Genomic DNA, 20,762 nt, shown 5'->3' on the forward strand with positions numbered 1-20,762 from the left:
GATCCGGGCGGCCGGCCGGCTGCCAGGATGAGGCCATGCCGATCGGTCGCGCGATCCTGTTCCGCCCCGCCACGAGTACCCGGCTGGAGCGTGCGGTCCGGTCCGTGCCGCGCGGGGAGGACTTGGCGTGGCGGGCGGCGTCCCATACGTCGCGGGTACCGCGGTCGGTGACGCGGTTCGCGCGGTCCGGGAGCTCCACGCGCACGGCGTGGCGAGCAGCATCGACCAGTTCGGCGAGCTGGTCGACGATCCGGCGGAGGCGCGGCGGGTCGCCGAGGACTACCGCCGGGTGGCGAGCGAGCTCGCCGACCTTCCGGCGGACGCCTGGCTGGCGATCGACCTGTCCCACCTCGGCCTCGACGTCGACCCGCGCGGGTGCGCGGACCGTCTCGCGGCGATCGCACGGGCGCTGCCGGACGGCCGGCGCATCCAGGTCGGCGCGGAGGACCACGCGCGCGCCGGCGCCGTGCTGGCGTGCGTGCTCGACGTCGCCGGGCGAGGGCTGGCCGGCCGGCTCGGCGCCACGGCCCAGGCGAACGTGCTGGCCGACCTCACCGCGCGCGACGTGCCGGTCCGCGTGTACGTGCCCTTCGGCCACAACTGGTTCCGCTACTGGATGCGCCGGGTCGCCGAGTCACGCGGGGCCTAGTGCCCCGGTCAGTTCTGGGGTGGCGCGGGCGGCGGCTGGTTCGACTGGGCGTTCGGCTGCTGGACCGGGGGTGCCGGTGGGGTCTGCGGTGGTTGGACCGGCATCGGGCCCGCGGCAGGCTGTTGCCGCTGGATCGCCTGCTGGCCGATCGGCGGGGTCGGCGTCACCTGGGTGTTCAGGCTGTCGAAGGCGCCCTTGAGCGACGGCGCCGCGCGGACCTGCGGGTCGTCGACCTCGTAGTACTCCTTCTTCTGGAACTTGCCGAAGTTGGCGACCATGCTCGACGGGAACGTGTCGAACCGGGTGTTGAACGCGCGCACGTTGCCGTTGTAGAACCTGCGTCCCGCGGCGATCCGGTCCTCCGTCTCGACCATCTGCTGCTGCAGGTAGAGGAAGTCCTGGTTGGCCTTGAGGTTCGGGTACTGCTCGGCCACCGCGAAGAAGTTGGCCAGCGCCCCGTTCAGCGAGCGCTCCGCCTGGCCCTGCGCCGCCGGGCCCGCCCCGTGCGCCTGGACCGCCTGGGTCCGCGCCTGGACGACCTGGGTCAGTGTCTGCTGCTCGAACTGCGCGGCCGCCTTGGTTACCTCGACCAGGTTGCCGATCAGGTCGTGCCGGCGCTGCAGCTCGACATCGATCTGGCGCCAGGACTCCTCGATGGTGTTTCGCTGCCTCGCGAACTTGTTGTACATCGAGATGAACGCCACGACGGCGATCACGATGAGCGCGACCACGACCAGAATGATGATCAATACTGCGTTCACCCCGGCAGGCTATCGCGCCCGCAGCGCCGCCGCGTGACGAACGAACGACTACAGCCCCAGGTCGACGAGATCCAGCAGGTAGCGGTAGGGCAGCCCGCGCGCCTCGATCGCCTCGCGGGCACCGGTGTTCCGGTCGACCACCGTGGCCACCCCGATGACGTCGGCGCCCGCCTCGGTGAGCGCGTCGACCGCGGTGAGCACGCTGCCGCCGGTGGTGGACGTGTCCTCTACGGCGAGCACCGGCTGGCCGGCCACCTCGATGCCCTCGATCCGCCGCTGCATCCCGTGCTCCTTGGTGGCCTTGCGCACCACGAAGACGTCGAGCACCTCGCCGGCCGCCGCCGCGGCGTGCATCATCGCGCCGGCAACGGGATCCGCGCCGAGCGTGAGCCCGCCCGCGGCCACGTAGTCCCAGTCGGCGGTGAGCTGGCGCAGCAGCCGGCCGATGAGCGGCGCCGCCGCGTGATGCAGCGTGGCGCGCCGGAGGTCGACGTAGTAGTCGGCCTCCTTGCCGGAGGAGAGCACCACCCGGCCTCGCACCACGGCCAGCTCGCCCACCAACCGAGCAAGCTCGCCCTTTGCCGTCGCGTCAATGCCAGGGACTGTTCGCACAGGTCGGAGCCTCTCATGGAACACCGACAAAACCCGGTGCGGCGCGCCCGACGTCACAGCCGGGCGGGCCCGGTCAACCGAAGCCGCGGTCGTCCTGTTTGAGTGCGGTGTCGACGGTCAGCGCCGATCCCACGACGAGGCTCGCGAGCGGGTCGGCCAGCGGCCGGTGCACCTGCACGACGTAGTTGTCGGCGGTGGTGAACATCGTCTTGGCGAAGCCTTCCCAGGTCTTGGTGATCCTGGCGATCTCCGCCCCGGTGTGGTCGAGGACCGCGAAGTTCCACGCCCGCCAGTTCTCCGCCTGGATGCCGCCGATCGGCTGCTCGTTGACCAGGAAGCTGAACCGGATCTTGCCGAACACGTTGTCCTGCACGATCTGCCCGACCTCGGAGCCGTCCGGCCGGGCCACGATCACCCGCGACTTGAGGACCTTCGCGGGCCGGGTGAGCATCAGCACCGGCTGGTGGTCGGCGTCGCGCACCTCGAGCCGGTGGGTGAGGAACTGGTCGTAGCTGGTGAAGAAGCGGACCGCCTTCTTCAGCGCGGTCTGGCCGATCTGGGCGACCGACCCGAGCTGGCGGCCGTGCTGGTCGAACACCGCGTACTCGTTGGCCATCTCGATGAGCTTGACCTTCTGGTTCACCACGAGCACCGGCTCGGTGAACAGCGTCCCGCCGCCGTGGCCGGCCTGGCCGACGCCGGCCTCCCGGGTCTGCTCGCGGATCTTGTCCGGGTCGGGGCCGTGGCCGAGGGGGACCTCCCAGCCACTCGCGTCACTGCGCGGCGGTTGCTGCTGCGGCGGTCCCTGCTGGGTGTGCTGGGTCCACTGGTTGCCGTCCCACCAACGCAGAACGGTGGAGCCGGGCCGCTCCGGATACCACCCGGGCTGCTGGGTCATGGCGTGCGTCCTCTGTCGGGCCGGTCGTCAGGACTTCCAGACGAAGCTTGGCACCTGGTCGAGGATGTCGCAGAGATAGTCGAGCATCCACGGGACCTTCTGGAGGTCGATCTTCTCCCCGTCCCACACCACCAGGTCGCCCCGCTCGAACCGGAACCCGTTGGTCAGCGCCCGCTGGTCCGCGAGCATCCACTCCATCATCCGCGGATGCAGCACGTCGTAGGCGAACTTCTCGTTGTCCGTGCGGATGTGGAACGTGTCGTTGAACTGCTCGCTCTCCAGCTGCAGGTCCCGCACGCCGACGAAGCCGAGGAGCTTGCGCCCCAAGCCTTCGCGGCCGATCTCCAGCATGGGCTGGGGCTTGGGGATGTAGACCGAGGCGACGGTGTGGTGGTAGGTCTCGGTGCGCCTGTTGTCACCGCTGCCGTGGGTCTCCTTGTAGCTGTACTCGAAGACGAGGACCTGCCGGCCGCGGTGCTCACCGCGGAGGATGTGCTGGGCGTTGCGGCCGTGTCCCTTGCCGAACGGCGTGCCGAGGAACCGGTCCTTCAGTGGCCGGTCGCGCTCGATGTAGCGCCAGCCGCGCTGCGCGGCGAACGCGGTGAACTCGGCGACCTTCTTCTTGTGCGCCTGGTGCTGGAAGTACAGCACCAGGCCGACGACGACCAAGCCGCCGATGACGAGTAAGACCGTCCCCGTGGTCCCCATCCCCGTTTCCTCCCCCTCCGCGATCGGTCAGGTGCGGTCGCGCCCGGCCGCGGCCTTGGCCTCGAACTTGCGCAGCAGCGCCCGCGGCAGCAGCCGGGGCACCGCGAGCAACGCCTTGTACGGCAGGCCGGGCACCGAGCGCGACCGGCCGCGGCGCAGGTCGCGCAGGCAGTCGGCGACGACCTGGTCGGCGTCGAGCCACAGCCGATCGGGCAGCGTGGACATGTCGTCGCCCGCCCGGTCGTGGAACTCGGTGCGGGTGAAGCCCGGCACCAGCGCCATGATCCGCACACCGCTGCCGGCGAGGTTCGCGGCCATGCCCTCGGAGAACGTGGTCACCCACGCCTTGCTGGCCGAGTAGGTGGGGCCGGTGCCGGGGAAGAACCCGGCCACGCTCGAGACGTTGATGATGCCGCCGTGCTTGCGCGCGAGCATGCCCGGCAGGGCGGCCCTGGTCAGCCGCAGCACGGTGGTGACGTTGACGTCGAGCTGCGCCTGCAGGTGGTCGATGTCGGTCTCGCTGAACGCGCCGCGGGTGCCGAAGCCCGCGTTGTTGACCAGCAGGTCGATCGGCTTCTCGCCGTCGGCGAGCCGCTCCTCGACCCGCTTGCGGGCACGGGTCGTCGACAGGTCCGCGGTGAGCGGCTGGACGTCGACGCCGTGCCGCGCCGACAGGTCGGCCGCGACCTCCTTGAGCCGCTCCCTGGTGCGGGCCACGATCACCAGGTCGTATCCGTCTGCGGCGAGCTTTCGGGCGAAGGCGGCACCAATCCCCGCCGTCGCCCCGGTGACGAGCGCTGTTGGCATGGGCACACGTTAGTGCTCAGCCGTTCAGGTGACTCGAGGAACCGCCGATCTACTCGCGGCGCTCTCCGTGCCGACCGGTCGGATGCTCGTGTTCACCGACCGGGTCGATCTCCGCGTCGAACGGATCGATCACGTCGGCCACCTCGCCGATCCCGCGCAGCAGCCGCTCGAGCCGGGACGGGCTCGCGTGCGGCGCGGCGCCGGCGAGCACCCAGCCACCCTCGATCCAGGTGACCGCGATGTCCGCGCCGATCTCCTCGGTGGCGTCGACCAGGTCCGGGGTGATCAACCCGCGCGCGGCGGTGAGCTCGGAGACGAACGCGTACCGCTGGCCCACCGGGCCGAGGAGCTCGGGCATGTGCTCGCGCTGGAACGGCGCGCTCGGCAGCCACAGCTCGACGACGGCCGGCAGCGTGCGCCGGCACTGCACCGCCGCGATGACGGAGGTGATCTTGCCGGCGGTCTCGAGGTCGAAGACGTAGACCCGGCGCCGGCCGTCCGCGGTGAACGTCGAGCCGGCGACCACGTCGCGCGCGATGCCGCCGCCGTGGAAGGCGATCGCGCCGCCCTCCCACTGGGTGGGCAGCAGGTGGTCGGCATCGGCGAACTGCCAGCCGCGCAGCGCCGCCCACCGGCGGCGCTCGCGGTTTCGCGAGGTCAGCCGGGCACGATCGCGCAGCAACATCAAGGCGCCGGCGATCCCGGCGACCACCGCCACGACGAACCAGACCCATGCCGGTATGCCCACGCGTAGAGCGTAGTAGGCGGGCCGGACGGAGCGATGATCACCGGGCCCACGCGTCTTTCACAACCATCTGGTTGACAAAGGCTCGGTGCGCCCGTAGCGTCGTCCACAACCAATTGGTTGAGAACGAACTCGCAGGTGGTGGGGCGCGTGAACGACGATCGGCTGTCCCGGGTGTTCGCGGCGCTCGGGGATCCCACCCGGCGCGACATCGTGGCCCGGCTGGCGGTCGGCGACTCGACGGTCGGGCAGCTGGCCGAGAGCTACGACGTCTCGGTCCAGGCGGTGTCCAAGCACGTGAAGGTGCTGGAGGACGCCGGCCTGGTGAGCCGGTCACGGGAGGCGCAGCGCCGCCCGTGCCACCTCGAGGCGGAGGTGTTCGACCTGATGACCAAGTGGATCGAGCGGTACCGAATGGCGGCCGAGGAGCGGTTCCAGCGCCTCGACACCGTGCTGGCGGACCTTTCGGAATCCGACGAACGGCAAGGAGAAGCATCATGACCACGACGACGACACCCGAGACAAGGATCGAGGCCGACCCGGCCCTGCCGACCATCCGGATCGTGCGCGAGTTCGACGCGCCGCCCGCCGCGGTGTTCCGGGCGTTCACCGACCCGGAGGTCTTCGTGCGCTGGCTCGGCCCGACGGAGACGTCGGTGCGCCTGGACAGGTGGGACGCGGTCAGCGGCGGCAGCTACCGATACACGATGCTCGCCGGCGAGGAGGAGGTCGTGACCTTCTGGGGCTCGTTCCACGAGGTGCGCTCGCCGGACCGGCTGGTGCAGACCCAGTCGATGGAGGGCATCGGCGACGGCGCGATCCTCAACACGGTGACCTTCACCGACCTCGGCGACGGGCGTACCCGGATGACCGACCTGACCGTCGCCGAGAGCTTCGAGGGCCGCGACATGATCCTGGCCAGCGGCATGGACGAGGGCGTGATCGCCGGCTACAAGAACTTGGACGCCCTACTGGCCGAGAACTGACCGGCCCAGAACAACCCGCGCGCACACGCGCGTGCGGAACTCAAGTCCCGAAAGCCCCCACCCTCTCCGGGGGCACCCCTCGGAGTCAGTCTATCGAGTCGCGGCGGCGAAAAGGGAGTATCGGCGTCGGCTGTGGACAACCTCGCGGGCTGTGGACTGGTCGGCGGTCCCGAGGAGCCGGGGGCTCGCGAATCGCGAAGCTCCCGGCTTGCTCGTCAGAGGGCGCGGCCGACGATCAGCGCGGAGTTGTCGTCGGCGATGTCCACCCGGACGGTGTCGCCGTCGCGGATCTCGCCGGCCAGCAGGGCCTTCGCCAGCTGGTCGCCGATGGCGGAGGAGACCAGGCGGCGGAGCGGGCGAGCGCCGTAGACCGGGTCGAAGCCGTTGAGCGCCAACCAGTCGCACGCGGACGGCGAGACCTCCAGGGTCAGCCGGCGCTGCGCCAGCCGCTTGCCGAGCTGGGTCACCTGGATGTCCACAATGGACGTGAGCTCCTCGGTGGCCAGCGAGTGGAACACCACCACGTCGTCGAGCCGGTTGAGGAACTCCGGCTTGAAGTGCCGCTGCACCACCGACAGCACGGCATCCTTGCGCTGCCGCTCGTCGAGCGTGGCGTCCGCAATCGCATGCGAGCCCAGGTTCGAGGTCAGCACGAGGATCGTGTTGCGGAAGTCGACCGTGCGACCCTGGCCGTCGGTGAGCCGGCCGTCGTCGAGCACCTGCAGCAGCACGTCGAAGACGTCCGGGTGCGCCTTCTCGACCTCGTCGAGCAGGACCACGCTGTACGGCCTGCGGCGGACCGCCTCGGTGAGCTGGCCGCCCCGGTCGTAGCCGACGTATCCGGGCGGTGCGCCGACGAGCCGGGCCACCGAGTGCTTCTCGGAGTACTCGCTCATGTCGATGCGCACCATCGCGCGCTCGTCGTCGAACAGGAACTCCGCCAGCGCCTTGGCGAGCTCGGTCTTGCCGACCCCGGTGGGGCCGAGGAACAGGAACGAGCCGGTGGGCCGGTCCGGGTCGGCGACGCCCGCGCGCGCCCGGCGCACCGCGTCGGACACCACGCGCACGGCCTCGGCCTGGCCGACGACCCGCCGGCCGATGGCCTCCTCCATGCGCAGCAGTTTGGCCGTCTCGCCCTCGAGCAGCCGGCCGGCGGGGATGCCGGTCCACGCCGAGACGACGTCGGCCACGTCGTCCGGGCCGACCTCCTCCTTGAGCATGACCTGCCCGTCGGCCGGCAGCTCGGCCGTCGCGGTGGCCGCCTCGAGGTCCTTCTCGAGCGCGGGGATCCGGCCGTAGCGCAGCTCCGCCGCCCGCCCGAGGTCGCCGTCGCGCTCGGCCCGCTCCGACTCGCCGCGCAGCTGCTCGAGCTGCTCCTTGAGCTCGCGGACCTTCTCGATCGAGCCCTTCTCGTTCTGCCAGCGCGCGGTGAGCGCGGTGAGCTCCTCGCGCTTCTCGGCGAGCTCGGCCCGCAGCGCGGCGAGCCGCTGCATCGAGGCCGGGTCCTCCTCCTTGGCGAGCGCCATCTCCTCGATCTCCAGGCGCCGCACGGCCCGCTCGACCTCGTCGATCTCGACCGGCCGGGAGTCGATCTCCATGCGTAGCCGGGACGCGGCCTCGTCGACCAGGTCGATGGCCTTGTCCGGCAGGAACCGGGCGGTGATGTAGCGGTCGGAGAGCGTGGCGGCCGCGACGAGCGCGCCGTCGGTGATCCGGACGCCGTGGTGGACCTCGTAGCGCTCCTTGAGCCCGCGCAGGATGCCGACGGTGTCCTCGACGGTCGGCTCGCCGACGAGGACCTGCTGGAAGCGCCGCTCGAGCGCGGCGTCCTTCTCGATGTGCTGGCGGTACTCGTCGAGCGTGGTGGCGCCGACCATCCGCAGCTCGCCGCGGGCGAGCATCGGCTTGATCATGTTGCCGGCGTCCATGGCGCCGTCGCCCGTGGCCCCGGCGCCGACGATGGTGTGCAGCTCGTCGATGAACGTGATGACCTGACCGGCCGACTCGGTGATCTCCTTGAGGACGGCCTTGAGCCGCTCCTCGAACTCGCCGCGGAACTTGGCGCCGGCGACCATCGCGCCGAGGTCGAGGCCGACCACCCGCTTGCCGAGAGCGACTGCGGCACGTCGCCGGCCACGATCCGCTGGGCGAGGCCCTCGACGATCGCGGTCTTGCCGACGCCCGGCTCGCCGATGAGCACCGGGTTGTTCTTGGTGCGCCGGGACAGCACCTGCACGACCCGGCGGATCTCGGCGTCGCGGCCGATGACCGGGTCGAGCTCGCCCTTGCGGGCGCGGTCGGTGAGGTCGAGGCCGTACTTGTCGAGCGCCTTGTAGGTGCCCTCGGGGTCGGCGCTGGTGACCCGGGCCGAGCCGCGGACGTTGGTGAACGCGTCACGCAGCGCGTCCGGGGTGGCGCCGTGCCGGTTGAGCAGGTCGGCCACCGCGCCGCCCTCCGCGGCGAGGCCGACGAGCAGGTGCTCGGTGGAGACGAACTCGTCGCCCATCTCGGTGGCGAGCTTCTGCGCGTGGGTGACCGCGCGCAGCGCCTGACCGTCGAGCTGCGGCGCCGAGACCGTGTACCCGGTCGCCGACGGCAGCGAGGTGGCCAGCTTGTCGAGCTCCTTGCGGACGACCCCCGGGTCGGCGCCGACCGCGGTGAGCAGCGGCGCGGTGAGCCCGTCACCCTGGGCGAGCAGGGCGCCGAGCAGGTGCACCGGCTTGATGTCCGGGTTGCCGGCCGCCGTCGCGGCCTGAGCCGCCGACGAGATCGCCTGCTGGGTCTTCGTCGTCGGGTTGAAAGCGTCCAATTCCCCTCACCTCACATACGCAGCGTTGCCTCACTAGCTCAACGTCAGCAAAGTTGAGTCAGTTCCGCTCAACCCCGGATTTCGTTCCGTGACGACCATGGTGACGGCCCTCACCCACATGTACCAAGAGCGTTGTCCACATCCCATGCCCACTTGTCCACAATCCCCAGGTCTTTATCCACAGGCAGGTGTGCAAGATGCAGTTTCGGCCTTGGATGCCACCGCCACCCGGGTGATCCGGGTGTGGATCTAGCGGGTCGCGCCCTGGCGGGCGCGGGCGCCGAAGTAGTCGCCGCCCTTGCGGCGCACGTCGTCGGTGCCCCAGTCGCGGTCGCGTGGCACCTGCTGCATGCGCGGGATGTGCTTGCGGCAGTGCACGTAAGCCTCCTCGACGTGCACGACGACCCAGCGCTCGGGAGCCCCGCCACGCTCGATCTCGCTCGGCAGGCCCGGTGTCTCGGCGCGAAGGTCGGCGTCCTCGACGATCCGCGCCCGGCCGTTGACGTGCAGCCCGATGAGGTCCTCGATGAAGTCGATCATCAGCAGGCCGACGTGCGGGTTCTCGCTGATGTTGCCGAGGCTCGCGAGCACGCCGTTGCCGCGGTACTCGGGGTAGGCGATCCGCCGGTCGTCGAGGACGTGCAGGAACCCGGGCGGCCCGGCGCGAAACGTGGAGTCACACTCGCCCCCGGCGTCCGCGGTGCCGATGAAGGCCATCTCCATCCGCCCGACGAAGGTGACCATGTCGTCGTTGAGCCGGTCGAGGACCTGGTCCCGGTAGAACCGGGCGGCGCGGTCCCGCGTGCCGTAGGCGTTCTGGAGGAGATGCTCGCCACCGGAGCCCGGCTGCCCCTGCTGAGCGCATGGCTCGAGCGCCTGCCGAACCGGCGGACCGCCCGACCGCGTCGTGGCCGCTTGGCCCGGCTGTTGACGACCCGGCCGGCCGGTTGGCTGCTGGGCGTTGGCAGGCTGGAAGAGCTGGTTGGCGGGCTGTTGGGCCGGGCGACCGTCGGTGCGGGAGGCCACCTGGCGGGCCGTCGGGGTCACCGACTGTGCCGGCGGCTGGTGCCCGGGTTGTCCAGTCTGCTGGCGACTGGACAAGCCGCCCTGCGGGCCGCGCGGCTGGCGAAGCGGCTGGTAGGCGGGCTGCGGGGCCGGATGCTGGAGCGGCGGCTGGTCCGGGCGCTGAGCGGCGTGCGGCGGGTTGGCGGCCGACGTTGGCCCGATTGGGTGAAATTTTCGGGTCGGCCCGTCCGCCGGGAGGCCGGCCGCCGCGGCCGAGGTCGCCGGGGCAGCCTTGCCCGATGGCGCGGCCGACAGCGGGCGCGGCGCCACAACAGGCTTGTGATCGGCGAATTCGAGGTCCAGCAACGCTGGATCGGCAACACCGGTGGGAGTCACCCGGCTTGAACGCACGGCGGACACGTTGTCATGCCGCGCAGGGCCGTGCGAACCCCCCTCCCGCGTTGTCGCCCGAACGTCCCAATGCGACCACTGTGAGTAGTCACAACTCACACGAAAGTGCCATGCGTGGGGACAATCGGTGAGATTCCGTCTAGTGTCCTCATGTCGGGGACGGATCACCGCGAAATGAACAAGCGGCGTCGACCCCGGGCGCCGTAGAGGTGGAGTCTGTGCCCCGACCATGACCGCAAACGTCGTTGTGAGCCCCATTCCGCGCGTGGACAGCGCCGAGCCGTCCACGGATCCGGTCACCGCCATGGTGCGGCTCGTCCGGGAAAGCTTCGCGGTCGTCGAACCGCACGCCGAGCAGGTCGCCGAGTACTTCTATGCCACGCTGTTCAGCATCGAGCCCGCGGCCCGGGAGATGTTCCCGGTCAACATGCAGGTACAGCGTTCGCGGCTGCTCCGGGCGCTGGTGCACGTGGTGCAGATGGTGGACCGGCCGGACGACCTCATCCCTTTCCTGCGCCAGCTCGGCCGCGACCACCGCAAGTTCGGCGTGGTCGCGAGCCACTACGAGGCCGTGGGCATGGCGTTGCTCGCCGGGGTCAAGCAGTACGCGAAGGACGCCTGGACCGACGAGGTCGAGCGGGCGTGGGCCGAGGCCTACACGATCATGGCGCGGGCAATGCTCGAGGCGGCCGGCGCCGACGATGGCCCGGCGTGGTGGCCGGGCACCGTGGTCGAGCGGCTGCGGCTCAGCCGGGACCTCGCGATCGTGCGGGTGCGGCCGGACTTCGCGGTGCCCTACCAACCGGGTCAGTACGTAAGCGTGGAGGCGCCGCAGCGGCCCCGGATGTGGCGGTACCTGACGCCGGCGACCGCACCGCGCGACGACGGGCTGCTGGAGTTCCACGTGCGGGCCGTCGACGGCGGCTGGGTGAGCCGGTCCATCGTGGCCACCGCGCAGCCGGGTGACTCGTGGCGGATCGGCCCGCCGATGGGCCGGATCCGGGTGGACCGCAACGCCGGCCGGGACGTGCTGATGGTCGCCGGTGGCACGGGCGTGGCGCCGATGCGCGCGATCATCGACCACCTGTCGCAGTGGGGTGAGAACCCGCGGGTGCACCTCTTCTACGGCGGTCGGGTGCGCCCGGACCTCTACGAGCTGGAGAACCTGCAGATGCTCGCGGCCAGCAACCCCTGGCTGAGGATCACCCCGGTGCTGGAGACGGAGTCCGCGCTCCCCGGCGTCGAGCGCGGCACCCTCGCCGATGTCGTGCCCCGGCACGGTGCCTGGAACGACCACGACGTGCTCGTGTCGGGGTCGCCACCGATGGTCCGGTCCACCGTGTCCCGCATGCTCGTGGCCGGGACCGCGCTGGACCGCATCACCTACGACCCGTTCACCGTGGACTGATCGGGTGGACTGATCGGCGAGTCATGGGCGCGGGCGGGCCGGTCTCCGCGTCCGCTCAGCGGCGGGGTGCCGGTTTCCAGACGACCAAGGCGGTTTGCTGGCGGACCGGGACCAGCTCGTTGCGGTACGAGCGGTGGATGGCGGCCGCGGCCTGCTCGGCGGCCGCGTGCACCGCGGCAAGCTGCTCGACGAGCTCGGCCACCTGGCCGCGTAACGCGTCGACCTGGTGTTCCAGTTCGATGATGCGCTTGACGCCGGCCAGGTTGACGCCCTGTTCCTGGGACAGCCGCTGCACCTCGCGGAGCAGCGCGATGTCCCGCATCGAGTAGCGGCGGCCGCCACCGGAGGTCCGGCCGGGAGAGACCAGGCCCAACCGGTCGTAGCCGCGCAAGGTCTGGGCGTGCAGGCCCGACAGCTCGGCCGCCACCGAGATCACGAAGACCGGGGTGTCCTCGTCGGCGCCGGGGGGAAACGGGATTCCGGTCATGGCTGGCTCCGTTTCTCCAGCATCGCGGTGAGGTCGGGCCTCGGGTCGTGCCCGGACGTGGCCGTCAGGTACTCCGCCAGAGCCGCCTTGGCCTTGTCGTCCATGGTGGCCGGGACGGCCACCTGCAGCGTCACCAGCAGGTCACCGACCTGGCCGTCGCGCCTGGCGATGCCCTTGCCGCGCACCCGCAGGACCCGGCCGCTCGCCGTGCCCGGCGCCACCCGCAGCGACACCTTGCCGTCGAGCGTCGGCACGTCCAGCGTGGTGCCCAGGGCCAGTTCCGGGAAGGTCACCGGCACCTTGATGGTGAGGTCGTTGCCCGACCGGCCGAACACCGCGTGCGGGGTGACGTGCACCCGCACGTAGAGATCGCCCGCGTGACCGCCGCCGGCGCCCGGTTCGCCCTGCTCGGCCAGCCGGATGCGCTGGTCGTCGTTGACGCCCGCGGGGATCCGGACGGTGAGCGTCCTGGTCCGGGTACTGACCCCGTCGCCGCCACACTCCGGGCACGGGTCGTCGACGATGCGGCCGGTGCCGCGGCAGTCGCGGCACGGCTCGCTGAACGCGAAGGCGCCCTGGCTGCGGCTGACGAGCCCCGCCCCGCCACACGTGGCACACGTGTGCGGGCTGGTGCCGGGCTTGGCGCCGGAACCGTGACAGGTGCCGCAGGTCGACGGGCTCGACAGGCGCAGCGGCACCGTGGCGCCCTTGACCGCCTCGACGAAGTCGAGCCGGACCTCGGTCTCGACGTCGGCGCCGCGGCGCGGCCGGTTGGTCGAGCCCGCGGTGCCGCCCCGGCGGCCGAAGAGGTTGCCCAGCAGGTCGCTGATGCCGCCACCGCCGGCGGCGCCGGCCTGCTGGCCGCTGAACAGGTCACCGAAGTCGAACGTCGAGCCGCCGCCCGTGCCGAAGCCGCCGAAGCCACCCGGGCGGAAACCACCCGAGCCGAAGACCCTGCGTGCCTCGTCGTACTGCTTGCGCTTCTCCGAGTCCCCCAGCACGCCGTAGGCCTCGGACACCGCCTTGAAGTGGGCCTCGGCCTGGGCGTTGCCCGGGTTGGCGTCCGGGTGCAGCTCGCGCGCGAGCTTGCGGTAGGCCTTCTTGATCTCCGCGTCGCCGGCGTCGGAAGGGACCCCCAACTCGTGGTAGAAGTCCTTGTCGATCCAGTCCCTCGCACTCATCGGACGTCCCCTCCTCCCGGGTCAGATCTGGTCGTTCGCTCTGTCACCCGGCGGGTCCTCGGCCGGGGCGAACCAGTCGCCCGCGCCCGGCTCGTCCGACGGCGCGGTGGCCGGCGTGAGCGGCGGCTCGACCGGGCCGCCCGGCTCGTGGTCGGTGACCCCGACCAGCGCGGCCCGCACGATCCGGTCACCGAACCGGTAGCCGCGGCGCAGCACCGCGGTGACCGTGGGCCCCACGACATCCGGCGACGTGTCGTGCTGGACGGCCTCGTGCACCGCCGGGTCGAACGGCTCGCCGTCGTGCCCGAAGGACTCCAGACCCACGCGCTCCAGGGTGGCCACGAGCTTGTCGGCCACCGCCTTGAACGCGCCGGTGAGGTCGCCGTGCTGCTGCGCGCGCTCGATGTCGTCGAGCACCGACAGCAGCTCCTGGGCCACCGACGCCTTGGCCGTGGTGACCACGACCTCGCGGTCGCGGTCGATCCGCTTGCGGTAGTTGGCGTACTCCGCCTGCAGCCGCTGCACGTCGGCGGTGCGCTCGTCGAGCTGCGCCTTCAGCTCGGCCTCCTGGCTCGGCTCCACCGGACCGGTCGCCCCGGGTGGGGCGACCGGCTCGTGCTCCGCCTGTTTCGTCGGCTCGGGGTCGGGCGCCGGCCGGACCTGACCCGTCTCCGGGTCGATCCGTCGGCGGTCGCGCACCACGACTCGCGGCTCCTCTCCGGAGTTCTCGTCAGGTCGGTCCGAGGTCACTTCTTGTCCTCGTCCACGATCTCGGCGTCCACCACGTCCTCCGCGCCCGGTGCGGCCTGCTCACCGCCCGCGGCACCCGCACCCGCACCGGCGTCACCGGCACCGGACGACTGCGCGCCGGACTGGGCGTACATGGCCGAGCCCATGGCCTGCGACTCGGTGGCGAGCTTCTCCATCGCGTCCTTGATGGCCGCGGTGTCGGTGCCCTTGAGCGACTCCTGCGCTTCCTTGACCGCGAGGTTGACCTTGTCCTTGACCTCGGCCGGGATCTTGTCGTCGTTGTCCTTGACGAACTTCTCGGTCTGGTAGACGAGCGTCTCGGCCTGGTTGCGGACCTCGGCCTCCTCGCGACGCTTCTTGTCCTCCTCGGCGTGCGCCTCGGCGTCCTTGACCATCCGGTCGATGTCGTCCTTCGGCAGCGCCGAGCCGCCGGTGATCGTCATCGACTGCTCCTTGCCGGTGCCGAGGTCCTTCGCGTTGACGTGGACGATGCCGTTCGCGTCGATGTCGAAGGTGACCTCGATCTGCGGGACGCCCCGGGGTGCCGGCGGGATGCCGGTGAGGTCGAAGGTACCCAGCTTCTTGTTGTGCACCGCGATCTCCCGCTCACCCTGGAAGACCTGGATGCCGACGGTGGTCTGGCCGTCGTCCGCGGTGGAGAAGATCTCCGACCGCTTGGTGGGGATGGTGGTGTTCCGCTCGATGAGCTTGGTGAACACACCGCCCTTGGTCTCGATGCCCAGCGACAGCGGGGTGACGTCCAGCAGCAGCACGTCCTTGACGTCGCCGCGCAGCACGCCGGCCTGCAGGGTCGCGCCGATCGCGACGACCTCGTCCGGGTTGACGCCCTTGTTGGGCTCCTGACCGCCGGTGAGCTCCTTGACCAGGTCGGACACCGCGGGCATCCGGGTGGAACCGCCGACCAGCACCACGTGGTCGATGTCGCCGACCTTGACACTGGCGTCCTTGATCACGTTGTTGAACGGCGCGCGGGTGCGGTCCAGCAGGTCGCTGGTGATCCGCTGGAACTCGGCCCTGGACAGCGTCTCGTCCAGGAACATCGGGTTCTTCTCCGCGTCCACGGTGATGTACGGCAGGTTGATGTTGGCGCTGTTCGAGCTGGACAGCTCGATCTTGGCCTTCTCCGCCGCCTCGCGGATGCGCTGCAGCGCCATCTTGTCCTTGTTCAGGTCGATGCCCGCGGACTGCTTGAACTTGTCCACCAGCCAGTCGACGATGCGCTGGTCCCAGTCGTCGCCACCGAGGTGGTTGTCACCACTGGTGGCGCGAACCTCGACGACACCCTCGCCGATCTCCAGCAGCGACACGTCGAACGTGCCGCCACCGAGGTCGAAGACCAGGATCGTCTGCTCCTTCTCGCCCTTGTCCAGGCCGTAGGCCAGCGCCGCCGCGGTCGGCTCGTTCACGATCCGCAGGACGTTGAGGCCCGCGATCTGCCCGGCCTCCTTGGTGGCCTGCCGCTGCGCGTCCTCGAAGTACGCGGGAACCGTGATGACCGCGTCGCTGATGGGCTCGCCGAGGTAGGCCTCCGCGTCCCGCTTCAGCTTCATGAGGACACGGGCGCTGATCTCCTGCGCGGAGTAGGTCTTGCCGTCGACCTCGGTCTTCCAGTCCGTGCCCATGTGCCGCTTGACCGACCGGACCGTTCGGTCGACGTTGGTGACCGCCTGGTTCTTCGCCGGCTGGCCCACCAGCACCTCGCCGTTCTTGGCGAAGGCCACGATCGACGGGGTCGTCCGCGAACCCTCGGAGTTGGCGATAACCGTCGGCTCACCGCCCTCGAGGACAGCGACGACGGAGTTGGTCGTCCCCAGGTCGATACCGACCGCTCGCGCCATTGGATTTCCTCCTGCTGATCTTCCTGTGTGGGTTGAGTGCTTCCCGCTCAAGTCTGCCGGCGGATCCGATCCGCCGTCAAACCAAACTTGAGCCCCGCCCGCTCAACCTTCCTGCATCCCCCAACGCGGCATGTGCGCCGAAGGTTCCCGCGTCCCGCTCAGGCCTGCGTCACCGTGATGTTGCCGCTGTCCGTGTGCAGGTCGAGCTGGTGTGCGCCGGCCGGGTCGTCCTCGACCTGGCTGTCCAGGTGGCCGCCGCCGGAGCTGAGCTGAACCTTGTACGCCGCGTCGGGCACCGTGAGCTCGACATTGCCGGACTCGGCCTTGACCCACACGTCCCGCGCGGCCGTGAGCTCTACCACCACGTTGCCCGACGCGGAGTCCACCTGAGCCGCGCCACCGATCCCGCGCGCCTCGATGTCACCCGAGGACGCGTGCAGGGTGACCTCGCCGCGGACGCCGTTCGCGGTCACGTTGCCCGACTCCGCCTTCGCGACGACCGCGCCCCCGATGCCGGACAGCTCGATGTTGCCGGAGCTCGCCTCGACGTTCACCACACCCGCCACGTCCTTGACGATCACGTTGCCGGAGCTCGCCAGCACGTTGGCCTCGGCGACACCGGTCAGTTCGACGTTGCCGGAGTCGGCCTGGCCGCTGATCTTCGTGCCGTCCGGGACCGTGACCTCGTAGTCGATCCAGCAGTTGCGGACGGGGCAGGCGTCGAGCTCCAGCACGCCGTTCCTCACCCGGTTCGTGTCCTCGCCGGGCTTCTCGTCGTTGTAGTGCACGTTCCGCTCGACCGTGGCGGTGTCGCCGGTGCGGATCGTGATGTTGCCCGCGTCGTTGGCGAACCGGACGCTGGTGAACTCCTCACCGACCCCGTTGGAGTCGCTGTAGGTCTCGTCGCCGAAGGTCCAGCCGCACGCGCTCAGCACGCTCAGCCCGGCGATTCCTAGTGCGGTCGCCGCGACGACCCGTCCGATCCCCATTGGTCTACCCCTCTGCTCAGCAACCTTGCGTCTCCTCGACGCTATTGCCGAGCAACCCGGCGCGACATCAGGGACGCCCCCCAATCCACCCTGGGGACTGCCCCACCGGCGAGTGTGGTTTCCCTCATCCCAGGTCCATCATGTGGGAGATCGTTCTCAGGATGCAGGAGCCACAAGTTACCGTGCAAGCATGGCTCGACGGTGGTTCATCCTCGCCGCGGGGATCGCCGCACAGGCGACCACGTCGAGCTTCCTCTACGGGATGCCGTTCCTGATTCCCGAGCTGCAGCGCGGCGTCGGCGTCTCGTTGGCCGAGGCGGGCCTGCTCGTGTCGGCACCGCTGTCGGGTCTGCTGCTCGCGCTGATCGCGTGGGGCGCGGCCGCCGACCGGTACGGCGAGCGGATCGTGATGGCCGTCGGGCTCGCGGCCACCGGCGGGCTGCTGCTGGCGAGCCTCGCGCTGCCCGGGCTCGTGGCGTTCGGCGCCGGGCTGATGCTCGCCGGCGCGGCCGGGGCGTCGGTCAACGCGGCGAGCGGGCGGGTGGTGCTGGGCTGGTTCACCCCCTCCGAGCGCGGACTCGCGATGGGGATCCGGCAGACCGCGCAGCCGATCGGGGTCGGCCTCGCGGCGGCGACCCTGCCGCCGATCGCGCATCGGTGGGGCCACGAGGCGGCGGTGACGCTGCCGGCGGTCCTGTGCCTGGTGTCGGCCGTACTCGTGCTCCTGGTGGTGATCGACCCGCCGCGGCCGGCCGCGTCCTCGCCGGGCGCGGTCGCGTCGCCGTACCGGGACGAGCCCGCGCGCACCCTGCTGCGGGTGCACTCGGCGAGCGCGTTGCTGGTGGTGCCGCAGTTCGTGGCGGCGACGTTCGCGGTGACGTTCCTCGCCTCGGAGCGTGGGTGGAGCCCGGTCGCGGCGGGACAGCTGGTCGCCGTGGTCTCGGTGGTCGGCGCGGTGGCCCGGGTCGCCGCGGGCGTGTGGTCGGACCGGGTGGGCAACCGGATGGGCCCGATGCGGGTCGTGGCCCTGCTCGGGATGCTGACGATGGTGTTGTGGGGACTGGGCGAGGCGCTGGGGTCCTGGCTCGCGGTGGCCGCGCTGGTGGCCGCGCTGATCGTCACGGTCTCGCCGAACGGGCTGGGCTTCACCGCGACGGCCGAGCTCGCCGGGCCGTTCTGGGCCGGGCGGGCGATGGGCGTGCAGAACACGGGCCAGAACATCGTGGCGATGGCGGCCGCGCCGGCGTTCGGCGCGCTGATCACTGTGTTCGGCTATCCGGTGGCGCTCGCGCTGGCCGCGGTGTTCCCACTGGCCGGCGCGGTGCTGACGCCGGTGGCGGGCGAGCGCAGGCTGGCGTCGGCCCGCGCGGCCTAGCGCCGGGTGTCGATCCGGTGGAAGTTCAGGTAGGCGCGCGACGGGGTGGGGCCGCGCTGGCCCTGGTAACGGGAGCCGGCGGCCTTGGAGCCGTAGGGGTGCTCGGCGGCGGTGGAGAGGCGGAACAGGCAGAGCTGGCCGATCTTCATGCCGGGCCACAGCGTGATCGGCAGGTTGGCGACGTTGGAAAGCTCCAGCGTGATGTGCCCGGCGAAACCCGGGTCGATGAAACCGGCGGTGGAGTGGGTGAGCAGCCCCAGCCGGCCCAGCGACGACTTGCCCTCGAGGCGCCCCGCGAGATCGTCCGGGAGGTCGACGGCCTCGTAGGTCGACCCGAGCACGAACTCCCCGGGGTGGAGGACGAACGACTCCTCGTCGACGGTCTCGACGAGCGAGGTGAGGTCGTCCTGCTGCTGGCGGGGGTCGATGTGGGTGTATTTCGTGTTGTTGAAGACCCGGAAGAACCGGTCCAGCCGAATATCGATGCTCGACGGCTGCACCATGGTCTCGTCGAACGGGTCGAGCCCGAGCCGCCCGGACTCCAACTCCTTGCGCAGGTCCCGATCGCTCAACAACACCCGCTCAGCCTAACGGCGCGACCGTGTATCCTCGGCGAGGCCCGCCAGACGGGCACTGCGGATGTAGTTCAATGGTAGAACATCAGCTTCCCAAGCTGAGAACGCGGGTTCGATTCCCGTCATCCGCTCCACGCACGAACCCCCAGGTCACAACATGTCTACTGTGGACCTGGGGTTCGTTGTTTGATTCGCGCTCGGAGCGGGTCCGTCCACTCGCCACGCATCATCGGGCTTTCCACGTGGACCAGGAACTGTTCGGTGTCGGTTTTGGTATCGAACCAAACCGCACCCGAATCGCTACCCCAACCGTTGCTGCCCGGCCTGGGCGGGTGTCCCGGTTTCCGCGAGTCCGGTCAGGGCCTGCGGCAATGGGCCCTGGTGCAGGACGCCGAGGCGTTGGGTGGCGCGGGTGAGGGCGACGTAGAGTTCGGCCGCGCCGCGTGGGCCGTCGGCGAGGATCCGTTCTGGTTCCACGACCAGGACGGCGTCGAACTCCAGGCCCTTCGTCTCCGACGGCACCACCGCGCCCGGCACTCCCGGTGGCCCGATCACCACGCTGGTGCCTTCGCGGCCGGCTTCGTCCCGTGCGAACTCCTCGATGGCAGCGGGCAGGTCGTCTTCGGTGACTCGTCTGGACCATGGCTGGACGCCGCACGCGCGGACCGACTCCGGCGGCTGGACCCCGGGCGCGAACTCGGCGAGCAGCGCGGCGGCGACGGTCATGATCTCCGCCGGAGTGCGGTAGTTCACCGTCAGCGACCGGTACTCCCAGCGGCCGGGCACGTACGGCTCCATCATCGTGGCCCACGATGTCGCTCCGGCCACCGACCGGCGTTGGGCCAGGTCGCCTACCACGGTGAACGATCGGGCCGGGCAGTGCCGCATCAGCACCCGCCAGTCCATTTCGGACAGTTCCTGGGCCTCGTCGACCACGATGTGCCGGTAGGTCCAGTCCCGGTCCGCGGTGGCGCGTTCGACGAGGTCCCGGGTGTCGCGCTCGAGGAACCGGTCGGCCAGGTCCTCGGCGTAGAGCAGGTCCGTGGCGAACAGGTGGTCATCGTCGTCCATCGAGTCCTGGCGGCTGACGAGGCTGTCCAGCACGCCGGCGGCGTACTCGGCCTCGGCCTTCTGTTCCCGCTCGGCGGCCTGGTCGGGCGCCTTGTCGCGGCCCAGCAGGTCGACCAGTTCGTCGAGCAGCGGCACGTCCGACACCGTCCAGGCCTCGCCGTCGGCGCGCGACAGTGCCTGGTCGGCGCCGGCCGCCCGCAGCCGTTCTGGCGACGTGTACAGCTGTGCCAACAGTGTTTCCGGCGTCAGTTTCGGCCAGAGTTCGTCGAGCGCGGCGGTGAACTTGTCGTCGTCCGCGAGTTCTTTGAACAGATCCATCCGCATTTGCTCCCATGCGTCGCGGTCCGACCTGGTCAGCCAGCCCCGGCCGATCCGGGCTATCGCCCGTTCGGTGAGCACATACGTGACGATCTCACTGAACACCGCGCGGGCCTCGTTGTGCGGCAGCCCGCTCGCGCGCGCCTCCTCCCTGGCCCACTCCGCGGTCTCGGCGTCGATCCGCACCGTGGTGCTCCCCAGAGCGATCGGCAGCGGATGCTCCGGCAGCCGCTGCCGGTCGGCGACCGCCGCCGCGAGCACGTCGAGGATCTTCAGTGAGCCCTTGAGCCGTGCGGCTTCCGGCGTGTCGTCTGCGGTGACGTGCAGGCCGGGCACGAGGTCGCCGGCGGTCATGAAC

The 20,762-nt window shown here is 70.7% G+C and carries 19 protein-coding genes, 1 tRNA gene and 1 pseudogene; 6 read left to right on the forward strand and 15 right to left on the reverse strand.

Going from position 1 to position 20,762, the window contains the following annotated elements; all coding sequences use genetic code 11:
• The first annotated feature begins 127 nt into the window (after positions 1–127).
• Entirely contained in the window at positions 128–649 is a 522-nt protein-coding gene (locus tag GEV28_RS06125; protein ID WP_291409471.1) for a hypothetical protein, read from the forward strand.
• Between the two features lie 8 nt (positions 650–657).
• Here the strand turns inward: GEV28_RS06125 and GEV28_RS06130 are convergent, their stop codons facing one another.
• The 6 genes from GEV28_RS06130 to GEV28_RS06155 form a co-directional block, all read right to left on the reverse strand.
• Positions 658–1,410: a LemA family protein gene (locus GEV28_RS06130; protein ID WP_291409473.1), complete on the reverse strand. Its 753-nt coding sequence runs from the start codon at positions 1,408–1,410 to the stop codon at positions 658–660.
• Positions 1,411–1,458: 48 nt separating this feature from the next.
• Complete coding sequence (gene pyrE / locus GEV28_RS06135; RefSeq protein WP_291409475.1) at positions 1,459–2,022, reverse strand: orotate phosphoribosyltransferase; 564 nt, start codon at positions 2,020–2,022, stop codon at positions 1,459–1,461.
• 73 nt (positions 2,023–2,095) lie between these two features.
• Positions 2,096–2,920: a phospholipid scramblase-related protein gene (locus tag GEV28_RS06140; protein WP_291409477.1), complete on the reverse strand. Its 825-nt coding sequence runs from the start codon at positions 2,918–2,920 to the stop codon at positions 2,096–2,098.
• 27 nt (positions 2,921–2,947) lie between these two features.
• Positions 2,948–3,628, reverse strand: coding sequence for a DUF3137 domain-containing protein (locus GEV28_RS06145; RefSeq protein WP_291409479.1), 681 nt, complete (start codon positions 3,626–3,628; stop codon positions 2,948–2,950).
• Between the two features lie 27 nt (positions 3,629–3,655).
• Positions 3,656–4,435: an SDR family oxidoreductase gene (locus GEV28_RS06150; RefSeq protein ID WP_291409481.1), complete on the reverse strand. Its 780-nt coding sequence runs from the start codon at positions 4,433–4,435 to the stop codon at positions 3,656–3,658.
• Between the two features lie 49 nt (positions 4,436–4,484).
• Positions 4,485–5,183, reverse strand: coding sequence for a hypothetical protein (locus GEV28_RS06155; protein ID WP_291409483.1), 699 nt, complete (start codon positions 5,181–5,183; stop codon positions 4,485–4,487).
• 147 nt (positions 5,184–5,330) lie between these two features.
• On the opposite strand from GEV28_RS06155, the gene GEV28_RS06160 reads away from it, so the two are divergent.
• Both GEV28_RS06160 and GEV28_RS06165 read left to right on the forward strand, forming a co-directional pair.
• Positions 5,331–5,681 carry a helix-turn-helix transcriptional regulator gene (locus GEV28_RS06160; protein WP_291409485.1) on the forward strand — a complete coding sequence of 117 codons (351 nt, stop codon included), beginning with the start codon at positions 5,331–5,333 and terminating at the stop codon, positions 5,679–5,681.
• Positions 5,678–6,166 carry an SRPBCC family protein gene (locus GEV28_RS06165; RefSeq protein WP_291409487.1) on the forward strand — a complete coding sequence of 163 codons (489 nt, stop codon included), beginning with the start codon at positions 5,678–5,680 and terminating at the stop codon, positions 6,164–6,166. The genes GEV28_RS06160 and GEV28_RS06165 overlap by 4 nt, the downstream gene beginning before the upstream one ends.
• 215 nt (positions 6,167–6,381) lie before the next feature.
• Here GEV28_RS06165 and clpB read toward each other — a convergent pair.
• Together clpB and GEV28_RS06175 are read right to left on the reverse strand one after the other, a co-directional pair.
• A pseudogene (clpB, locus tag GEV28_RS06170) lies at positions 6,382–8,975 on the reverse strand (ATP-dependent chaperone ClpB).
• A gap of 249 nt (positions 8,976–9,224) precedes the next feature.
• Positions 9,225–10,001, reverse strand: a complete 777-nt coding sequence (locus GEV28_RS06175; RefSeq protein WP_291409489.1) for a pyridoxamine 5'-phosphate oxidase family protein — start codon at positions 9,999–10,001, stop codon at positions 9,225–9,227.
• A 694-nt stretch (positions 10,002–10,695) separates the two neighbouring features.
• Here GEV28_RS06175 and GEV28_RS06180 point away from each other — a divergent pair.
• Positions 10,696–11,799, forward strand: coding sequence for an FAD-binding oxidoreductase (locus tag GEV28_RS06180; RefSeq protein WP_291409518.1), 1,104 nt, complete (start codon positions 10,696–10,698; stop codon positions 11,797–11,799).
• 55 nt (positions 11,800–11,854) lie between these two features.
• On the opposite strand, the gene GEV28_RS06185 is transcribed toward GEV28_RS06180, so the two are convergent.
• The 5 genes from GEV28_RS06185 to GEV28_RS06205 all read right to left on the reverse strand — a co-directional run bounded on the left by GEV28_RS06185 (position 11,855) and on the right by GEV28_RS06205 (position 17,065).
• The gene (locus GEV28_RS06185; protein ID WP_291409491.1) at positions 11,855–12,286 is read right to left on the reverse strand and encodes a helix-turn-helix transcriptional regulator; all 432 of its coding nucleotides are present in this window, start codon (positions 12,284–12,286) and stop codon (positions 11,855–11,857) included.
• On the reverse strand, positions 12,283–13,467 hold the full coding sequence (gene dnaJ / locus GEV28_RS06190; protein ID WP_291409493.1) for a molecular chaperone DnaJ: 1,185 nt from the start codon (positions 13,465–13,467) through the stop codon (positions 12,283–12,285). Before dnaJ ends, GEV28_RS06185 begins: the two co-directional genes overlap by 4 nt.
• Positions 13,468–13,488: 21 nt before the next feature.
• Entirely contained in the window at positions 13,489–14,217 is a 729-nt protein-coding gene (gene grpE, locus GEV28_RS06195; RefSeq protein ID WP_291409495.1) for a nucleotide exchange factor GrpE, read from the reverse strand.
• Positions 14,214–16,076 (reverse strand): molecular chaperone DnaK, encoded by a 1,863-nt coding sequence (gene dnaK / locus GEV28_RS06200; RefSeq protein ID WP_291409497.1) that lies wholly within the window; start codon positions 16,074–16,076, stop codon positions 14,214–14,216. The genes grpE and dnaK overlap by 4 nt, the downstream gene beginning before the upstream one ends.
• Positions 16,077–16,234: 158 nt before the next feature.
• Positions 16,235–17,065: a DUF4097 family beta strand repeat-containing protein gene (locus GEV28_RS06205; RefSeq protein ID WP_291409499.1), complete on the reverse strand. Its 831-nt coding sequence runs from the start codon at positions 17,063–17,065 to the stop codon at positions 16,235–16,237.
• 190 nt (positions 17,066–17,255) lie between these two features.
• On the opposite strand from GEV28_RS06205, the gene GEV28_RS06210 reads away from it, so the two are divergent.
• A complete protein-coding gene (locus tag GEV28_RS06210; protein ID WP_291409500.1) occupies positions 17,256–18,440 on the forward strand; it encodes an MFS transporter in 1,185 nt (394 codons plus the stop codon).
• On the opposite strand, the gene dcd is transcribed toward GEV28_RS06210, so the two are convergent.
• Positions 18,437–19,018, reverse strand: a complete 582-nt coding sequence (gene dcd / locus GEV28_RS06215; protein WP_291409502.1) for a dCTP deaminase — start codon at positions 19,016–19,018, stop codon at positions 18,437–18,439. The two genes, GEV28_RS06210 and dcd, sit on opposite strands and share 4 nt — an antisense overlap.
• Before the next feature lie 57 nt (positions 19,019–19,075).
• Between dcd and GEV28_RS06220 the strand changes: the two genes are divergently transcribed.
• A tRNA-Gly gene (locus tag GEV28_RS06220) sits at positions 19,076–19,149 on the forward strand.
• 166 nt (positions 19,150–19,315) lie between these two features.
• On the opposite strand, the gene GEV28_RS06225 is transcribed toward GEV28_RS06220, so the two are convergent.
• The coding region (locus GEV28_RS06225; RefSeq protein WP_291409503.1) for a helicase at positions 19,316–20,762 on the reverse strand (1,447 nt) is incomplete at its 5' end.

Origin of the sequence: Actinophytocola sp. (genome assembly GCF_009379765.1) — a bacterium.
GTDB lineage: Bacteria > Actinomycetota > Actinomycetes > Mycobacteriales > Pseudonocardiaceae > Actinophytocola.

Excerpts from the sequence above, each read along its gene's own strand:
- GEV28_RS06140 (WP_291409477.1), bottom strand. The coding sequence starts at position 2,920 with ATGACCCAGCAGCCCGGGTGGTATCCGGAGCGGCCCGGCTCCACCGTT.
- GEV28_RS06145 (WP_291409479.1), bottom strand. The coding sequence starts at position 3,628 with ATGGGGACCACGGGGACGGTCTTACTCGTCATCGGCGGCTTGGTCGTC.
- GEV28_RS06150 (WP_291409481.1), bottom strand. The coding sequence starts at position 4,435 with ATGCCAACAGCGCTCGTCACCGGGGCGACGGCGGGGATTGGTGCCGCC.
- GEV28_RS06165 (WP_291409487.1), top strand. The coding sequence starts at position 5,678 with ATGACCACGACGACGACACCCGAGACAAGGATCGAGGCCGACCCGGCC.
- GEV28_RS06180 (WP_291409518.1), top strand. The coding sequence starts at position 10,696 with ATGGTGCGGCTCGTCCGGGAAAGCTTCGCGGTCGTCGAACCGCACGCC.
- GEV28_RS06185 (WP_291409491.1), bottom strand. The coding sequence starts at position 12,286 with ATGACCGGAATCCCGTTTCCCCCCGGCGCCGACGAGGACACCCCGGTC.
- dnaJ (WP_291409493.1), bottom strand. The coding sequence starts at position 13,467 with ATGAGTGCGAGGGACTGGATCGACAAGGACTTCTACCACGAGTTGGGG.
- dnaK (WP_291409497.1), bottom strand. The coding sequence starts at position 16,076 with ATGGCGCGAGCGGTCGGTATCGACCTGGGGACGACCAACTCCGTCGTC.
- GEV28_RS06205 (WP_291409499.1), bottom strand. The coding sequence starts at position 17,065 with ATGGGGATCGGACGGGTCGTCGCGGCGACCGCACTAGGAATCGCCGGG.
- GEV28_RS06210 (WP_291409500.1), top strand. The coding sequence starts at position 17,256 with ATGGCTCGACGGTGGTTCATCCTCGCCGCGGGGATCGCCGCACAGGCG.